A 17,010-nucleotide genomic window follows, 5' to 3' on the forward strand; every position below is an offset into this window, starting at 1 on the left:
CGACTCAACGCTCCTTCGGTGTCCGCGGGTCGGCCCACCCGGACCGGGTGGGCCGGGCCCAGGCCGTGTTCCGGCTTCCCTCGCGCCAGGCACGCCACAGGTGCGCGTACCGGCCGCCCAGGGCCACCAGTTCCTCGTGTGTGCCGTGCTCCACGACGCGGCCCGCGTCGAGGACGGCGATCCGGTCCGCCGCCATGGCCTGTGTCAGCCGGTGCGCGACGAGCAGCGTGGTGCGGCCGGCGCACGCGGCGAGCACGGCCCGCTCCAACCCGGCCGCTCCTTCGCTGCCGGCCTCGGCGGTGGACTCGTCGAGCACCACCACGGGCGAGCGGGCCAGGACCAGCCGGGCGAGCGCGATCTGGGCGACTTTGGTGGCGTCCAGGCGTTCGCCGCCCTCCCCGACCGGGGTGTTCGGGCCGTCGGGCAGGGCGTCCACCCAGCCGTCGGCGCCGACCGTGCGCAGGGCGTCCGCCAGTTCGTGGTCGGTCGCCTCCGGTGCGGCGAGCCGCAGGTCGTCGGCGAGCGGGCCGCAGAACACGTGCGTCTCCTGCGTCAGGATGCTCACCAGGGCGCGCGCGCCGGCCTCGTCGAGGCCGGCGAGGTCGGTCCCGCCGATGCACACTGATCCGGCCTGTGGGGTCCCGATGCCGGCGACCAGCGCGGCCAGGGTCGACTTGCCGGCGCCCGTCGCCCCCACGAGGGCGAGGGAACCGCCGGCCGGGATGGCCAGGTCGACGTCGCGCAGGACGGGCTGCTCGGAGCCGGGGTAGCCGAAGGTCAGGCCCTTCACGGTGACCGGATACGCCGCGTCGGCCGCCGGGGCGTCGGCCGGGACGCCGACGAGCCGGTCCTCGGCGTCCTCCCCGAGCACCCCGACCAGCCGGGTCAAGCTCGCGCCCGACTTCTGCGCCTCGTCGAAGGTGAACATGATGGATCCCAGCGGGGTGAAGAGCCGGTGGAAGAGCAGCGGGGCGGCCGACACCTCGCCGAGGGTCGCGGCCCCGGCCTCCAGCAGGGCGTACCCGGTCACGATGATGAGGACGAGTCCGATGTACTCGGCACGGTTCTCCCGGCCGACGAACCGGCCGAAGAGCCGGAAGACCTCGATGCCGAGCTCGCGGACCCGCCACGACTCGGTGGTGACCTTCTCCCGGAAGGCGTCCTCCAGGCGGTAGGCGCGGACCGTGTCGATCCCGTTCAGCCCGCTGATGAGCGCCTGTGCGCGGTCCGCCTGGACCGCCCGCTGCCGCCGGTAGAGCGGGGCGGAGCGGGGCAGGTACCAGCGCAGGGCCAGCGCGTACGCGGGCAGCGCCCCGGCTCCGGCCAGACCGAGCCGCCAGTCGAGGCCGAACATGCCGAGCGTGGCGATGACGACCAGTACGCCCGCCGAGAACACGGTGGGGACGGCCGTGCGGATGCCCCGGGACAGGACGGCGACGTCGTCGCCGACGCGGGACAGCACGTCGCCCCGGCCGACCTGTTCGATCCGGGCGCTCGGCATCCCCAGCACCGCCCGGACGGCGCCTTCCCGCAGGCGGGCGAGGAGACCCGCGCCGAGCCGCCCGACCAGGTGGGTGGACAGGCCGGTGGCGGCGGCGCCGAGGAGCGCGGCGGCTGCCATCAGCGCGCCCGTGGTGACCAAGACCGAGCGCGGTCCGCCCGCGACCACCCCGTCGACGACCCGGCCGAGCAGCAGCAGCGGGAGCACCTGGAGCGCCGCCCCGGCCACTGTCGTCAGGACGGTGGCGGCCGTCAGCCAGGGCACCTCGCGGCAGTGTGCGGCCACCCAGCGGGCGGCCTCCCGTCCGGTCGTGGTGCGCAGGGCGACCGGGGCGGCGAAGGTGTCCGGGGCGCTCACCGTCAGCCGGCCGAGGTGACGAGTTCGTCGATCGCGTAGGGCAGGGAGAGCAGGGTGCCCTGGGACATGGCCGCGCCGACGGCCGGGCCCTCGCTGTCCAGGAGGTAGGAGACCCGGCCGTTGCGGACCGCGTTCAGGTGGGTGAAGAGCTCGGACTTCTTCAGCGCTTCCTGGTCCGCCCGGTCGGCGATGACGAAGATCCGGTCGACGTCGACGAGGTCCATGCGCTCCGGGGAGAGCGTGGTGTAGAACCTGCCGTCGGCGATCTTGTCGATCTCGGCCTGGCCCTGGTAGCCGATGCCCGTCACGAGTCGGCCGCGCACGTCGGTGGTGGTGAAGGGGGCGACCGAGTCCTTGTACCAGGACAGTGCGACGGCGGTCTGGTGCGCGAACTCCGGGTGCGCCTTCCTGGCCGCGTCGAGCTTGTCCTGGATGCCCTTGACCAGTTCGGTTCCCCTGGCCTCCTGGCCGAGGGCCTTGGCGATGTGGACGGCGTTGTCCTGCCAGGGGGCGCTGAAGGGCTCCTTCTCGGCCCTGGTCCGGCCCACCGTCGGTGCGATCCTGGTGAGCTTCTCGTAGGAGGCCCGGTCGATCTCGGAGTAGACGGCGATGATCAGATCCGGCCGCAGTGCGGCGATCTTCTCGTAGTTCGGGCCGGCGTCGCCGTTGTTCATGACGACATCGGGGCGGGTGTCGCCCCACTTGGCCTTCGTCCAGGGCCACTGGGTGTTGAGGTCGGGACTCGTGCCGGGCGGGTTGGGGTACTGGTCGACCATGCCCACCGGCTTGATCCCGAGGGCGAGGACGGCCTGGTCGTCGGTGTAGCCGACGGAGACGACGCGCTTCGGGGCCCTGTCGATCCGCGTGGATCCGAAGGCGTGCTCCACGGTGACCGGGAAGGTGCCGGCTTCGGTGGCCGGGGTGTCAGGGCCGCTCCGTGCGGCCGGGTCCGCCGGGCCGGATCCGCAGCCGGCCAGGAGGCCGGCTCCGAGCGCCGCGGCGGACACGGCCGCGGCGGCCCGTGCCCGGGGACTGGTACGAGTCGTTCGATGGAGAAGCATCCGCAATCCCTTGCTTTCGTGCTGTCCATGGCACCCCGGCCCGAGGGCAGGCACACGATATCGCCCTCAAGTGAGGCTAGCCTAGCCTTACTTGAACCGAATCTTTGTCCGCCTGATCCGGCGTCACATGGGTGCGGCCGATCGGCACGACGAGGGGCCCGCCCCCCACCGGGTCGTCGATCACCCTGGCCCGCAGTCCGAAGGCCTCCCGGAGCAGACCGGCGGTGATCACCTCACGCGGGTGGCCCTGCGCCAGGATCGTTCCCGCCTTCATCACGACGAGGTGGTCGCTGTAACGGACGGCCAGATTCAGGTCGTGCAGCACCAGGACGACCGTGCATCCGGACTCGTGGAGGTCGTCCACCAGATCGAGCACGTCGACGGCGTGCGCCAGGTCCAGGTAGGTGGTCGGCTCGTCGAGCAGCAGCAGGTCGGTGCCCTGGGCCAGCGTCATGGAGATCCACACCCGCTGGCGCTGGCCTCCGGACAGGGAATCGACCGGGCGGTCTGCCAGATCGGACACCCCCGTCATGGCGAGCGCGCGCTCCACCACGTCGGCGTCGTCCGACGACCACTGCCGCAGCCAGCTCTGGTGCGGATGCCGGCCCCTGGCGACCAGGTCGGCCACGGTGAGCCCCTCCGGCGCCACCGGGGCCTGCGGCAGCAGGCCGAGCTTCCTGGCCACGTCCCTGGTCCGGAGCCGCGCGATGTCGTCGCCGTCCAGGACGACGACCCCCCGGGTAGGCCTGAGCAGCCGCGCCAGGGTCCGCAACAGGGTCGATTTGCCGCACCCGTTGGCCCCGATGATCGTGGTGATCACCCGGGGCGGGACGGCCACGTCGAGGTCGTCGATGACGACCCGGCCCCCATACCCGACCGTCACTCCCCTGGCCACCAGCCGCGCGGTGTCCGCGCCCTCGGCCGCACCCCTGGCCGCGCTCCCGGCCGCGCCCCCGGCGCCGTGTTCCTCGGCCACGCCTCCCCCTCGGTCCGTGCCTGCCCGAACATGTGTCGATCAACGAAGATTGGCCCGTACCAGGAGGTACACGAGGAAGGGACCGCCGATCGCGGCGGTGACCACCCCGACCGGCAGGGTGATCGGCAGCGCCGTACGCGCGACCAGGTCCGCGCCGGTCAGCAGCAGGGCCCCGGTCAGCCCGGAGGCCGCCATCGGCGGTGTCGGACACCTCGTCAGGCGCATCGCCACCTGCGGTGCCACCAGCGCGACGAAGGAGACGGGCCCGGCCGCGCTCACCGCGACCCCGGCCAGCAGCACCGCGCACAGCAGCAGGACGGCCCGCACGAGCGTACGGCGGACGCCCAGGCCCGTGGCCACGTCGTCGCCGAGATGCAGCGGCTTGAACTGGAACGAGGCCGACGCCACGACGGCCACCAGCGCGAGCGTGCACCAGAGCGCCACCCGCACGTCATCCCAGGAACGGCTGTCCAGGGAACCGATCAACCAGGCCTGCGCCCGGGCCACGTCTCTGATGTCGGCGGTCACCAGCAGCCAGGTCGTGACGGCCTCCATCACCGCGCTCACGGACAGGCCGATGAGGACGAGCCGGAAGCCGTCGATCCCGCGCCGCCAGGCCAGCACGTACACGAGGAGCCCCGTGCCCAGACCACCCGCGAGAGCTGCACCGGACAGCCCCACGGAGTTGACGACGGCCGTGGCGCTCCCGCCCGACACCGTGACCAGGAACACCGCGACCGCGCCGGCGCCCCAGGTGATCCCGAGGATGTCGGGGCTGGCCAGCGGGTTGCGCGCGATGGACTGGGTGATCGCCCCCGACACGCCCAGGGCGACTCCCACGACGCAGCCGGCCAGGGCCCGGGGCATCCGAAGGTCCATGATCACGAATTCGTCGACCGGCTCGCCCCGGCCCAGGACCGTGGAGATCACCCGGGGCAGCGCGATGGGGAAGTCCCCGACGCCGATGGACACGCAGCAGGCGAGGAAGGTCGCCGCCGCCAGCAGGAGTGTGACGCAGACCAGCCAGGGCCGCCAGACGAACGACATCCCGCCGAGCCGCACACCCGGTGCCAGCGGAGGCTTCTCCCGCGGCCGGTGCGGGTCGGCGACGTCCATGCCGGGCCCGGTCATGCGCCCGTGAACTTCCCGCGCCACACCAGGACCGCGAAGAAGGGGGCGCCGAGGAGCGCCACGACGACACCGGCGTCCAGCTCGCCCGGCCGCACCAGCAGTCGTCCGGCCATGTCGCAGACCAGCAGGACGACGGCACCGAGGAGACCCGCGTACGGCACGAGCCAGCGGTAGTCCGGCCCGGTCAGGTAGCGGGCCAGGTGGGCCACCATGAGCCCGAGGAACGCGATGGAGCCGCACGCCGCCGTCGCGGCCCCCGCCAGCAGGGTGATGGCGATGATGCCGAGGGTCCGGTGGAGGGCGGTGTTGACGCCCAGGCCCCGCGCCACGTCGTCGCCCAGGTTGAGCAGGTTGAGGGCGGGCAGCGTGGCCGCTGCCAGCACCAGCCCGGCCCCGATGAAGGCGGTCACCGGCCTGATGACGCCGAATCCGACGCCGGCCACCGAGCCCGCGTTCCAGAAGCGCAGCGCGTTCAGTGACGCCTTGTCGGACAGCGCGACCGCCGTCGTCATCGCGGCGAGGAACACGGTGACCCCCTGTCCGGCCAGTGCGAGGGTCAGCGGGTTGCCGGCCCCTCGGCCGATGCCGGCCAGCCCGAACACCAGGACGCCCGCGACCACGGCCCCGGCGAAGGCGAACCAGACGTACTGGAAAGGGTTCGCGAAGCCGAGGACGGCGATCACCGAGACCACGGCGAACGAGGCACCCGCGTTCACGCCCAGCAGGCCGGTGTCGGCGATCGGGTTGCGCGTGTAGCCCTGGATGAGCGCCCCGCCCACCCCCAGGGCCACTCCGGCCGCGGTGGCGAGCACCGTGCGCGGGAGCCGTACCGTCCGCACGATGAGCTGGATCTCGGTCAGCCGGTGGTCGGCGCTCGGCCCGGCCGACAGTCCGTACCAGACCTCGGAGGGACTGAGCCCGCGCGCACCGACGCCCAGTGACACGGCCATCGCGATCAGCAGGATCACCGCGAGCGTGACCGAGCCGGCGACCCTCCGCCTGCGCGCCTGTGTCGTGCCCGTGGACAGGGGACGTTCCAGTGCCATCACGCCCATGTCGCCCTACCCCATCCCTTCCGTCCGCCGGTGGACTGGAGTCAGTGGAATCGGCGCCGGTCGGCGGGCAGCCGCACCGCCGGCGCCCCGGAGACCGTACGGGCCTGGCCGGAAGCGGATTGCGGACCGCGCCCGAGGAGCGAGTCGAGGATCTCGCCCACCCGGACGGCGGTGTTGGACAGCAGGGACGAGGTGATGCCGTGGGTGTGCTCCGTCCCGCCCTGCACGTAGATCCCGCAGCGCAGTGCGGGGTCCGTCGCGATGCGGTAGTCGCGCCGGACCCGGACGCGCCCCTCGCCGTCACGCAGGCACCGCCCGGCGGCTTCACCGAGCAGGCCGAGGGGGTCTGCGGGACGGTACCCGGTCGCGAAGACCACGACGTCGGCGTCCAGCGGGGTCTCTTCACCGGTGACGAGGGACCGCACGGTCACGCGAACGCCCGCCGAGGTCTCCCGGAGGGCCGCCAGCCGGGAGACGTTGAGGAAGCGGAGGCGCTCGGTGCCCAGCACCTTCTCCCGGTACATCCGCCGGTACAGGTCGTCGATCAGGTCGATGTCCACCACGGAGTAGTTGGTGTTGCCGTGGTAGTCCATGAGCCGGTGCTTGACGTCCTCCGGCGCGGCGAAGAACTCGCCCACGGCATCCGGGTCGAAGATCCGGTTGGCGAAGCCGCTGTCGTCGGCGGGGCTGTACCCGTAGCGGGAGAAGACGGCGCAGACCTCGGCCTCCGGAAAACGGCGGTGCAGGTAGGCGACGTTCTCGGCGGCACTCTGCCCTGCGCCGACGACGATGAATCGGGAGGGGGCGCCGCCGTCCAAGCCGTCGACCTTCGTCAGCAGATCCGAGTTGTGCCAGACGCGCTCGGTGCGTTCGACACCGTCCGGCATGAAGGGGCGCAGACCGGTGCCCAGCACGATGTTGCGGGCCCGGTGGAGGGCAAGTCCCTCCCCGGAGCGGACCGTGACGTCGAGGTGCTCCACCGCTCCGTCACGGGCGACGGGCGTGACGCCGACGACCTCATGTCCGTAGGAGACCAGACCGTCGACCTTGTCCGCGGCCCACTCGAAGTAGTCGTGGAACTCCACACGCAGCGGGAAGAGGTTCTTGTGGTTGATGAAGTCGACCAACCGTCCCCTGCTCTTGAGGTAGCACAGGAAGCTGAACTCGCTCGCCGGGTTCCGCAGCGTCACCAGGTCCTTGAGGAAGCTCACCTGCATGGTCGCGTCGTCGATGAGCATCCCGCGGTGCCAGCCGAAGCGTGGCTGCTGCTCGAAGAAGCGAGCGTGGACCGCCTCCCGTCCGCCGACGCGTGCGTTGTGCTCGCTGACCGCGATGGCCATGGCCACGTTGGACGGCCCGAAGCCGATTCCAACGAGGTCGTGGACCACCGGGGATTCGCCAGGACGAACCTGTGCCATGTCACTCCCATCTTGCGAGGACGGCCACCGAGCCGTGGGGACGCGCGGCCGCGGGCCGGACCCCGGCGGACGCGGAACTCGGGCACGCCGACGACGTCACGACCATGAGACTTAGGCAAGGCTAAGCTCATTTCCGGGACGCTGTCGATAGGCGGAGCGGACGGTCACCCTTCCGAGCGACCTTCAACTCCCTTGCGCACTAGGGCCATTGCACGCTTAGGCAAGCCTTGCTTTACTCGACGTGGCCAACCGCCTGCGCCGAGGAGGAACCATGCGGGTCGTCATGTTCGGTTACCAGACCTGGGGGCACCGCACCCTGCAAGCCCTCCTGGACTCCGAGCACGACGTGGTCCTGGCCGTGACGCACCCCCGGAGCGAGCACGCCTACGAGAGGATCTGGAGCGACTCCGTCGCCGACCTCGCCGCGGAGCACCACGTCCCCGTCCTGCTCCGCGACCGCCCCGACGACGACGAGCTGTTCACGCGTCTGGAGGCGGCGAGCCCGGACATCATCGTGGCCAACAACTGGCGGACCTGGCTGCCCCCGCGCGTCTTCGGCCTCCCCCGCCACGGCACCCTGAACGTCCACGACTCGCTGCTGCCGAAGTACGCCGGCTTCTCGCCCCTGATCTGGGCGCTGATCAACGGTGAAACCGAAGTCGGCGTCACGGCGCACATGATGAACGACGAACTCGACGCCGGCGACATCGTGCGGCAGGAGGCCGTCCCGGTGGGGCCGAAGGACACCGCCACCGACCTCTTCCACCGGACCGTCGACCTCATCGCGCCGGTCACGGTCGGCGCCCTCGGCCTCATCGCCTCCGGGCAGCGGGAGTTCGTGCGCCAGGACCGGTCGCAGGCCAGCTTCTTCCACAAGCGGTCCGTCGAGGACAGCCGCATCGACTGGACCTGGTCCGCGGAGGAACTGGACCGTCTGGTACGGGCCCAGTCCGAGCCCTACCCGAGCGCCTTCACCTTCCACCGGGGCAGGCGAATCGAGGTCCTGGCCGCCTTCGTGTCGCAGGGCCGCTACGGCGGCACGCCCGGCCGCGTCTTCTACCGCGAGGGCGACGGCGTGGTGATCGTCGCGGGCGCCGACGCCCGCTCCGGCCGCAACCACGGGCTGGCCATCACCCGGGTGCGGACCGAGGACGGGCGCGAGCTGCCGGCCGGCCGGTACTTCACCTCGATGGGCGGATACCTGACCGGGCGCCCCTGAGCACCGGCTCCTCCGACGCACCGACGCACCGGCCGGGGCGCGGCGACACCGTGGAAGGCCGTCGCCCGGCACCACTGCCCGGGTTCCGGAAGGCCGCCGCGCGCGTACGGCGAGAGCAGCGCCGTGGGGTGCGGCGGACACCACTCCACCGCACCCCGCTCACCGCGCGCCGCCGGGCCCCTCAGCCCGGCGGCGGACCAGGGTCCCTCATCGGCCCTGGTCGTACGTGTGGAACCCGCGGCCGCTCTTGCGGCCCAGGAGGCCCGCCTGCACCATCCGCGACAGGAGCGGGGGCGGGGCGTAGAGGGGTTCCTTGAACTCGTCGTAGAGCGATTCGGCGATGGCGGCGACGGTGTCCAGGCCGATCAGGTCGGCGAGCCTGAGCGGCCCCATCGGGTGGGCGCAGCCCAGTTCCATGCCCGTGTCCACATCGGTCGCGGTGGCGAAGCCGGACTCGGTCATGCGGATCGCCGAGAGCAGGTACGGGACGAGGAGGGCGTTGACGACGAAGCCGGCCCGGTCGGTGGAGTGGACGACCGTCCTGCCCAGGACGTCACGGGCGAAGGCCTCCACGGCCCCGACGGTCTCCCGGGAGGTGTGGAGCGAGGAGACGACCTCCACGAGGGGGAGCACGGGGACGGGGTTGAAGAAGTGCAGTCCCACGACCCGGTCGGCGCGGCCCGTGGCCATGCCCAGGCGCATGACCGGCAGGGAGGAGGTGTTGGTGGCGAGGATCGCCGCAGGATCCTCCACGATCTTGTCGAGGGCCGCGAAGGTCTCCGTCTTGATCGCGGTGTTCTCCGTGACGGCCTCGACGACCAGCTGCCGGTCGGCGAGTTCGTCGAGGCTACCGGCGAAGACCAGCCCGGCGAGGGCGTCTTCGGCGGAGATCCGGTCCAGCTTTCCGCGCTGGACGGCGCGTTCGAGGGACATGGCGACCCGTTCGCGCGCGGCCAGGGCCGCGCCGGCGTCGACCTCGTAGACGACGGTGTCGAGTCCCGCGCGGGCGCAGACCTCGGCGATTCCGGCGCCCATCCGCCCGCCGCCGACGATGCCGACGCGGCGGATCGGGGCGGCGCCCGCGGCGTCCTCGGCCGGCCCCTGCGGGGCCGCGGCCCGGTGGCCGCGCGGGCTCGCATCGCAGTGCGGCGGGACGCCGCTGACGTGCGCGGGGAACGCGTCGTGACGTTCGGCCGGTGCCGCGCGGGCCGGGTCCCGGGGCGTGGTCGCGGTGGTGGACATGCGGTCTCCTGACGGAGGCGGGACGGGAGTGGGTGGGCGGAGCGGGAAGGTGGAGGAGAGGACCGGGGAGCCGGGGAGACGGATCAGTGGAACTGCTCCTCCTCGGTCGAGCCGGCGAGCGCGGTGGTGGAGGAGTCCGGGTTGACGGCGGTGGAGACCAGGTCGAAATAGCCGGTGCCGACCTCGCGCTGGTGCCTGACCGCGGTGAACCCGTGCCGCTGGGCGGCGAACTCGCGCTCCTGGAGGTCCACGTAGGCCGTCATGCCGTGCTCGGCGTAGCCCCGGGCCAGGTCGAACATGCCGTGGTTGAGGGAGTGGAAGCCGGCCAGGGTGATGAACTGGAACTTGTAGCCCATGGAGCCGAGTTCGCGCTGGAACTTGGCGATCTGGTCGTCGTCGAGGGTGGCCTTCCAGTTGAAGGAGGGCGAGCAGTTGTAGGCCAGCATCTTCCCGGGGAACTCCGCATGGAGGGCCTCGGCGAACTCACGGGCCTGGGCCAGGTCCGGGGTGCCGGTCTCCACCCAGATGAGGTCGGCGTACGGGGCGTAGGCGAGACCGCGTGCGATGACGGGAGCCATGCCGTTGCGTATGCGGTAGAAGCCCTCGGCGGTGCGCTCGCCGGTGCTGAACCGTGCGTCCCGCTCGTCGACGTCGCTCGTCAGCAGATTCGCGGCCAGCGCGTCCGTACGGGCGATGATCAAGGTCGGAGTGTCCGCGATGTCGGCGGCGAGCCGGGCCGCGTTGAGGGTGCGGACGTGCTGCGAGGTCGGGACGAGGACCTTGCCACCGAGGTGGCCGCACTTCTTCTCGGAGGCGAGCTGGTCCTCGTAGTGGATGCCGGCCGCGCCCGCCGCGATCATCGCCCTGGTCAGCTCGAAGGCGTTGAGCGGGCCGCCGAAACCGGCTTCGGCGTCCGCGACGATCGGCGCCAGCCAGTCCGTCGCGTCGGCGCCTCCCTCGGCGGTGGCGATCTGGTCGGCGCGCAGGAGGGCGTTGTTGATGCGGCGCACCACCTGCGGGACGGAGTTGACGGGGTACAGGCTCTGGTCGGGGTAGGTGTGGCCGGCCTGGTTGGCGTCGGCGGCCACCTGCCAGCCGGAGAGGTAGATCGCCCGGAGGCCCGCACGGACCTGCTGCACGGCCTGCCCTCCGGTCAGCGCACCGAGGGCGTGGACGTAGTCCAGCTCGTGAAGCTGCCTCCACAGGCGCTCGGCGCCGCGCCGGGCCAGGGTGTGTTCCTCCCGCACGCTGCCGGAGAGCCGCACCACGTCCTCGGCCGTGTAAGTGCGCTCGATGCCCGCCCATCGCGGGTCCGTGGCCCAGCGCTGCGCCAGCCGCTGCGCCGCTGCCGTGGTCGTGTTCGCCTCTGCCATGACCGTCACCGTCTCCGTGAGTCGCTGGGGCTGCCAATGCTGTCGCCGAGCGCGGCAAGGCATTGGCACTGTGTGCCCGAACCTTGGGTCGCGGCCGCCGGACCCCACCATGGACGGAGCTGAGCAATGCGCCGGGCGGCCGAGCCGGACTGCCGGAATATCCGACATCAGGGAGCGATTCACGCCCCGACCGCCCGTCTCGGCCGCCGGGGTCCGGCGGTCCGCAGGACGACTCTGACACTGGCACCGAGTGTCAACAAGGAGTGCTGTCTGCCAAGTTCTGCGCATCTTCCCGCCGGTTTCTGCCATGCTTGCGAAGGTTCGGGGGAGGCGTGGTCGCGCATGCCCCGGAGCCCGGCCGAAGGGCCCGAGGAGGGGGTGTGGGTGAGCAAGACCTACGCGGGGGCGCGCCTGCGGCGGCTGCGCGAGGAACGCCGGATGAGCCAGGCGGAACTGGCCCGGGTCCTCGGCATCTCGCCCAGCTACCTCAACCAGATGGAGCACGACTCCCGCCCGCTGACCGTCCCGGTACTGCTCCGGCTGACCGAGGCATTCGGCGTCGATCCCGGCTTCTTCTCCGAGCGTGACACCAGCCGGCTCGTGGCCGACCTGCGCGAGGCGCTCGCCGGAGAGGTCGCGCAGGCCCGGGTGTCCCCGTCCGACCTGGCCGAGCTGGCCCAGCGGATGCCGGCCGTCGCGTCCGTGCTGGTGGACCTGGGCCGGCGCAGCCAGCTGCTCGCGGAACGGCTCTCGGAGACGGCGGACGGCAGGGACGGGGCGGGGGGCGTCGCGCCACGCTCGCCCCACGAGGAGATCCGCGATTTCTTCTACCGGCGGCAGAACTACCTGCACGACACCGACACGGCCGCCGAAGCGCTGGCGCAGGAGATCGGCATCGAGCGCGGGGACGTGCTGCGCGTGCTGGCGGACCGGCTCTCCGGCCGGCACGGGATCCGGCTGACGGCCGGCTCCGACCGCCTCCACCACTTCGACGCGGGCGCGCGGGTCCTGCGCCTGTCCGGCCGACTGCGGCCTGGCCAGCAGGCGTTCCGGATGGCCACCCAGCTCGCGCTGGTGGAGCAGGGAGCCGAGCTGGACCGGCTGGCTGCCGAGGACTTCCCGCCCGGCTCCCCCGCGCACGGCCTGGCCCGGATCGGCATCGCGAACTACTTCGCAGCCGCGCTGATCCTCCCGTACGGCGCCTTCCACGCGGCAGCCGAGGAGTTCCGGTACGACATCGACCGGCTCACCGACCACTTCGGCCTCGGCTACGAGACTGTCTGCCACCGCCTCAGCACCCTGCAACGCCCCAGGCTGCGCGGGGTGCCCTTCTCGTTCGTACGGGTCGACCGGGCCGGGAACATGTCCAAGCGGCAGTCCGCCACCGGATTCCACTTCTCCCGTGCGGGCGGTACCTGCCCACTGTGGAACGTCTACGAGGCCTTCGCCGCGCCCGGTCGCATCCACGTCCAGATCGCCGCCATGCCGGACGGGCAGCGGTACCTGTGGACCGCGCGTTCCGTGACCCGCCACCGCGGCGGCTGGGGCGAACCCGGCAAGACCTTCGCGATCGGCCTCGGCTGCGAGATCCGGCACGCCTCCCGGCTGGTGTACTCCGACGGCCTCGACCTCGGCAACGTCTCCGCCGCCACGCCCATCGGCATGGGCTGCCGCCTGTGCGAACGGCTCGACTGCCCCCAGCGGGCCGTCCCTCCGCTCGGCCGCGCCCTGGCGGTCGACGAGAACAGCAGCACCTTCATCCCCTACCCCGTGATCCGCGAGAAGGACTGATCCGACGGAGGGGGTGGGCGACCGATGGGAGATCCGCCGGAACCGGGCGGGGGCCGCAACCGACCACCTGACCGGAACCGGCGGGGCGTCGTCCCCGAGAGCGAATCCTCGGATCAGGGAATGTCGATGACCGAAGAACAGCAGTCCGCAGTGCAGGCGCCCGCGTCCACGCAGCGGTGGGGCCCTCCCCCGGCGCTGACCGGCTTCGCGGTGCTGCTCCTCGCGCTGTTCGCCCTCGCGTACGGGATCGGGGCGGCGGCCGGTCCGGTGGCGCCCGGCATGCGCAGCACCGTCGGCGACGCCGACCCCGCCGCGCCGGGCGGCATGGACGGCATGAGCGGCGGCGCGGCCGGCGTGCACGGCGGCGGGCGATGACGGCGGAAGGCGGCACGGTCGCCGGGGTGACCACCGACCTGGTCATCCGCGGCATGACCTGCGCGGCGTGCGTGAACCGGGTGGAGAAGCGCCTGTCCCGCATCGAGGGGGTGACGGCCTCGGTGAACCTGGCCACCGGCCGGGCCCGCGTCCACCACCCGGCGGGCGTCACGGCCGAGGATCTCATGGCCGCGGTCGAGAAGGCGGGCTACGAGCCGGAGTGGATACCGCCGCCCGTGCCCCGGGCCGGGACCGGCCCAGGCGCCCCGGGCGGTACGGCCCGCCCCTCGGGCTCCGCCGGTGCGGCCGGCCCGGAAGATCCGGACGATCCGGCAGGTCCAACGCGCGAGGAGGCCCGCAAGGACCGCGAACGCCTGCTGATCACCGCCTTGCTCTGCCTGCCCGTCCTCGTGCTGTCGATGGTGCCCGCCTTGCAGTTCCGCAACTGGCAGTGGCTGTGCCTCGTACTGGCCGCCCCCGTGGCCGTCTGGAGCGCCTGGCCGTTCCACCTGAGGGCGGCCCGCGGACTGCGGCACGCGGCGGCCACCATGGACACCCTCGTCTCGCTCGGCGTCATCGCCTCCTTCGCCTGGTCCCTGTACGCGCTGTTCCTCGGCGGGGCGGGCGATCCGGGCATGCGCATGCCGTTCAGCCTGCTCCCGTCGGCCGGAGCGGAGGTCGCGCACCTCTACCTCGAAGCGGCCGTGGCCGTTCCCCTCTTCGTACTGACCGGCCGCCATCTGGAGGCGCGTGCCCGGCGCGGCACGGGTGCGGCGCTGCGCTCCCTCGCCGGGCTGGCCGCCAAGGACGTCACCGTGCGCGAGGAGGGCGGGGAGCGCCTGCTGCCCATAGCGGAGCTGGTGCCGGGGCAGGGCTTCGTCGTCCGGCCCGGGGAGCGGGTCGCCACCGACGGCGTCGTGGTGTCCGGCCGTTCGGCCCTGGACCTGTCACTGATCACCGGGGAGAGCGACCCGGTAGAGGTCGGCCCGGGACGTCCGGTGGTGGGTGGCGCCGTCAACATGGGCGGACTGCTCCTCGTCGAGGCCACGGCGGTCGGCGCCGACACCCGGCTGGCCCGGATCACGCGCCTGGTCACCGAGGCACAGGCGGGCAAGGCCCGGGCACAGCGCCTGGCCGACCGGGTGGCGGGCGTCTTCGTCCCGGCGGTGCTGTCCCTGGCGGTGACCGTGCTGGGCTTCTGGCTCGGCGCCGGAGCAGATCCCCAGGCGGCCGTCACCGCGGCCGTCGCGATCCTCGTCGTGGCCTGCCCGTGCGCCCTCGGCCTGGCCACCCCGACGGCCCTGATGGCCGCCACCGGCCGGGGCGCCCGGCTCGGCATCCTGGTCAAGGGGCCGCGGTCCCTGGAGGCCCTGCGGCACGTCGACGTGATCGTCCTGGACAAGACCGGCACGCTGACCACGGGGCACATGTCCGTCGTACGGGTGACGGAGACCGCCGGTGGGATCGGCAGGGAGGCGGTCCTCCGGCTGGCCGGGGCGGTGGAGCAGGGCTCCGAGCACCCGCTGGGCCGCGCGATCGCCTGCTACGCGCAGCGCGCCACGGACCGGGGTCCGCTCCCGGAAGTCGTCGGTTTCCTGGCCGTGCCCGGCAGCGGCGTGACGGGGATCGTGGAGGGCCGCCGGGTGGAGGTGCGCACTCCGGGCGGCGGCCTGCCCGCCTCGCTGGCGCAGGCACTGGCCGATGCGGAGGCTGCCGCGCTCACCCCGGTCCTGGTCCGGGTGGACGGCTTCGACGAGGCGCTTATCGCGCTGGGCGACGTCCTGCGGCCCGGCAGCTACCGGGCGGTGGACCGGCTGCGGCACCTCGGCGTGGAGCCGGTCCTGGCCACCGGCGACCGGGAGGCCACCGCCCGGGCCGTCGCTCGCGATCTCGGCATTGCACGGGTGCACGCCCACTGCACTCCGGAGGGCAAGGCGGCGCTGGTGCGGGAGTTGCGGAGCGGGGGCCGCCGGGTAGCCGTGATCGGGGACGGGGTCAACGACGCCGCGGCCCTGGCGGAGGCGGATCTCGGCATCGCGATGGGCAGCGGCACGGACGTGGCCATCGGGGCCGCCGACGTGACCCTCGTACGGGGCGACGTCGAGGCGGTCGCCGACGCGGTCCGCCTCGCCCGCCGCACGCTGGCGACGATCCGCCTCAACCTCGTCTGGGCGTTCGGCTACAACGCGGTGACCGTCCCCTTGGCGGCGGTGGGGCTGCTGGCCCCGATGCCGGCCGCCGCCGCCATGTCCGCCAGCTCGGTCCTCGTCGTGGCCAACAGCCTGCGCCTGCGCACCTGGCAGCCCGCGCCGCGCCGGCCGGGCGCCCCCGTCGGAAGGGTTTCCCGTTGATCAACGACCTGCTGCGGAAGGTGAACGGGACGGTGAACGGGACGGTGAGGCGGACGGTGCGCCGGGCCGCGGCCCGCGCGGTGAAGGCGGTCGCGGAACGCGGCGGCTCCGGCCGCCGGGGTATACGCGACAGGCTGTTCGCCGCCCTGGTTCCCGTGACGGCGTGTCTGGTGATGCTGGTGGCGCTGACGGCCTGGACCAGGACGGGAGCAGCCGGCAGCCCGGCCCGGATCGACGTCGGTGTCGGACAGGTCTTCCTCCCGCACGCCGGCGAGGAGCGCACCACGGCCGTCTTCCGGATCGCCAACACCGGTGGATCCGACGACCAGCTGGTCTCGGTGTCCTCGCCGACCGCCTACCAGATCGTGCTCAACCGGCACGAGCTCGGCGGGACCGGCGACGCGACGCGCGCGGTCGCCTCGGCGGACATCCCGGCGGGCACCGTCGTGCACATGACTCCGGCCACCCTGGACCTGACGGTCGCGGTGAAGACCCGCCGCGAGGTGGGCGAGCTCGTCCCGTTCGTCCTGCACTTCCGGCGCAGCGGCCCGGTGGACGCCGTGGCGTTCGTGGTGCGCCCCGCCGGCTGAGCCCGGTGGGACGGCCGCCCGCGGCCCGGCCAGGACAGGGCGGCCGGGCGGGCTTAGCGTGGCAGGTGGGAAGTCGGCCGCCGCCGGCGAACCGCGGACGTCACGGCAGGAGGGTCGGCCATGAGTACGGTGCACGGGCACGCGGATGCCTACGAGGTGGTCTTCGCGGCCGCGGACGGGGTCGGGCAGGACGTCGTCCGGATGACCCGCACCAACGCGGCGGGACCGGGCGGGCACCCCGTCTACGAGGACGCCACCGGCATCGTCCGGGCGGAGATCAGCAGCGGCGGCGAGGTCCGGGTCCTGGTGACCGGCGGGGGCCAGGATCCGGCCCGCGTGCTGCGGGCCCGGCCGGTGCCCTGAGGCTCGGTGCCGCCGCCCCGGACGCCCGCCACCACCGCGGATCCGGCGTGCGCCGAGGTCCACCTCGGTGGGCCGTGCGGGCCGGCCGGCGCGCCCCCGGGGGCGCCCCCCGCCCCCCCGCGGGCCCCCAGCCCGGAGCGCCCGCGGGGGGGGGGGCGCGGGGCGCGGGGGGCCGGGGGGCCGCCCCCCCCGGGCCGGCCCCCCGCC

General features: G+C 73.1%; 14 protein-coding genes. 6 read left to right on the forward strand and 8 right to left on the reverse strand.

The features are described from left to right. Positions 1 to 4: 4 nt before the first annotated feature. The 6 genes from ACFW2G_RS12410 to ACFW2G_RS12435 form a co-directional block, all read right to left on the reverse strand. Entirely contained in the window at positions 5 to 1,858 is a 1,854-nt protein-coding gene (locus ACFW2G_RS12410; protein WP_384581695.1) for an ABC transporter ATP-binding protein, read from the reverse strand. A 2-nt stretch (positions 1,859 to 1,860) separates the two neighbouring features. Beyond that, positions 1,861 to 2,919 (reverse strand): iron-siderophore ABC transporter substrate-binding protein, encoded by a 1,059-nt coding sequence (locus ACFW2G_RS12415; protein ID WP_384449231.1) that lies wholly within the window; start codon positions 2,917 to 2,919, stop codon positions 1,861 to 1,863. A 76-nt stretch (positions 2,920 to 2,995) separates the two neighbouring features. Next, positions 2,996 to 3,817 carry an ABC transporter ATP-binding protein gene (locus ACFW2G_RS12420; RefSeq protein ID WP_384449306.1) on the reverse strand — a complete coding sequence of 274 codons (822 nt, stop codon included), beginning with the start codon at positions 3,815 to 3,817 and terminating at the stop codon, positions 2,996 to 2,998. A gap of 117 nt (positions 3,818 to 3,934) precedes the next feature. Then, positions 3,935 to 5,026 carry a FecCD family ABC transporter permease gene (locus ACFW2G_RS12425; protein WP_384449228.1) on the reverse strand — a complete coding sequence of 364 codons (1,092 nt, stop codon included), beginning with the start codon at positions 5,024 to 5,026 and terminating at the stop codon, positions 3,935 to 3,937. Beyond that, positions 5,023 to 6,081: a FecCD family ABC transporter permease gene (locus ACFW2G_RS12430; RefSeq protein ID WP_384449225.1), complete on the reverse strand. Its 1,059-nt coding sequence runs from the start codon at positions 6,079 to 6,081 to the stop codon at positions 5,023 to 5,025. Before ACFW2G_RS12430 ends, ACFW2G_RS12425 begins: the two co-directional genes overlap by 4 nt. 41 nt (positions 6,082 to 6,122) lie before the next feature. After that, the gene (locus ACFW2G_RS12435) at positions 6,123 to 7,499 is read right to left on the reverse strand and encodes a lysine N(6)-hydroxylase/L-ornithine N(5)-oxygenase family protein (protein WP_052030121.1); all 1,377 of its coding nucleotides are present in this window, start codon (positions 7,497 to 7,499) and stop codon (positions 6,123 to 6,125) included. Between the two features lie 271 nt (positions 7,500 to 7,770). Between ACFW2G_RS12435 and ACFW2G_RS12440 the strand changes: the two genes are divergently transcribed. Continuing rightward, positions 7,771 to 8,718, forward strand: a complete 948-nt coding sequence (locus ACFW2G_RS12440; protein ID WP_384449220.1) for a methionyl-tRNA formyltransferase — start codon at positions 7,771 to 7,773, stop codon at positions 8,716 to 8,718. Between the two features lie 207 nt (positions 8,719 to 8,925). Here the strand turns inward: ACFW2G_RS12440 and ACFW2G_RS12445 are convergent, their stop codons facing one another. Together ACFW2G_RS12445 and aceA are read right to left on the reverse strand one after the other, a co-directional pair. Next, entirely contained in the window at positions 8,926 to 9,960 is a 1,035-nt protein-coding gene (locus tag ACFW2G_RS12445) for a 3-hydroxybutyryl-CoA dehydrogenase (RefSeq protein ID WP_384581693.1), read from the reverse strand. Between the two features lie 83 nt (positions 9,961 to 10,043). Beyond that, entirely contained in the window at positions 10,044 to 11,333 is a 1,290-nt protein-coding gene (aceA, locus tag ACFW2G_RS12450) for an isocitrate lyase (protein ID WP_037917040.1), read from the reverse strand. 384 nt (positions 11,334 to 11,717) lie between these two features. On the opposite strand from aceA, the gene ACFW2G_RS12455 reads away from it, so the two are divergent. From ACFW2G_RS12455 to ACFW2G_RS12475, 5 genes are all read left to right on the forward strand, one after another. Further along, on the forward strand, positions 11,718 to 13,124 hold the full coding sequence (locus tag ACFW2G_RS12455; RefSeq protein WP_384581691.1) for a short-chain fatty acyl-CoA regulator family protein: 1,407 nt from the start codon (positions 11,718 to 11,720) through the stop codon (positions 13,122 to 13,124). 126 nt (positions 13,125 to 13,250) lie between these two features. Next, positions 13,251 to 13,499, forward strand: coding sequence for a hypothetical protein (locus ACFW2G_RS12460; RefSeq protein ID WP_384449214.1), 249 nt, complete (start codon positions 13,251 to 13,253; stop codon positions 13,497 to 13,499). Further along, entirely contained in the window at positions 13,496 to 15,850 is a 2,355-nt protein-coding gene (locus ACFW2G_RS12465) for a heavy metal translocating P-type ATPase (protein ID WP_384449211.1), read from the forward strand. The genes ACFW2G_RS12460 and ACFW2G_RS12465 overlap by 4 nt, the downstream gene beginning before the upstream one ends. Continuing rightward, complete coding sequence (locus ACFW2G_RS12470; RefSeq protein WP_384581689.1) at positions 15,847 to 16,440, forward strand: copper chaperone PCu(A)C; 594 nt, start codon at positions 15,847 to 15,849, stop codon at positions 16,438 to 16,440. The genes ACFW2G_RS12465 and ACFW2G_RS12470 overlap by 4 nt, the downstream gene beginning before the upstream one ends. 120 nt (positions 16,441 to 16,560) lie before the next feature. After that, positions 16,561 to 16,803 carry a DUF6296 family protein gene (locus ACFW2G_RS12475; RefSeq protein ID WP_037917032.1) on the forward strand — a complete coding sequence of 81 codons (243 nt, stop codon included), beginning with the start codon at positions 16,561 to 16,563 and terminating at the stop codon, positions 16,801 to 16,803. Positions 16,804 to 17,010 lie beyond the last annotated feature (207 nt).

Source organism: Streptomyces sp. NPDC058880, assembly GCF_042742535.1.
Classification (GTDB): Bacteria; Actinomycetota; Actinomycetes; order Streptomycetales; family Streptomycetaceae; genus Streptomyces.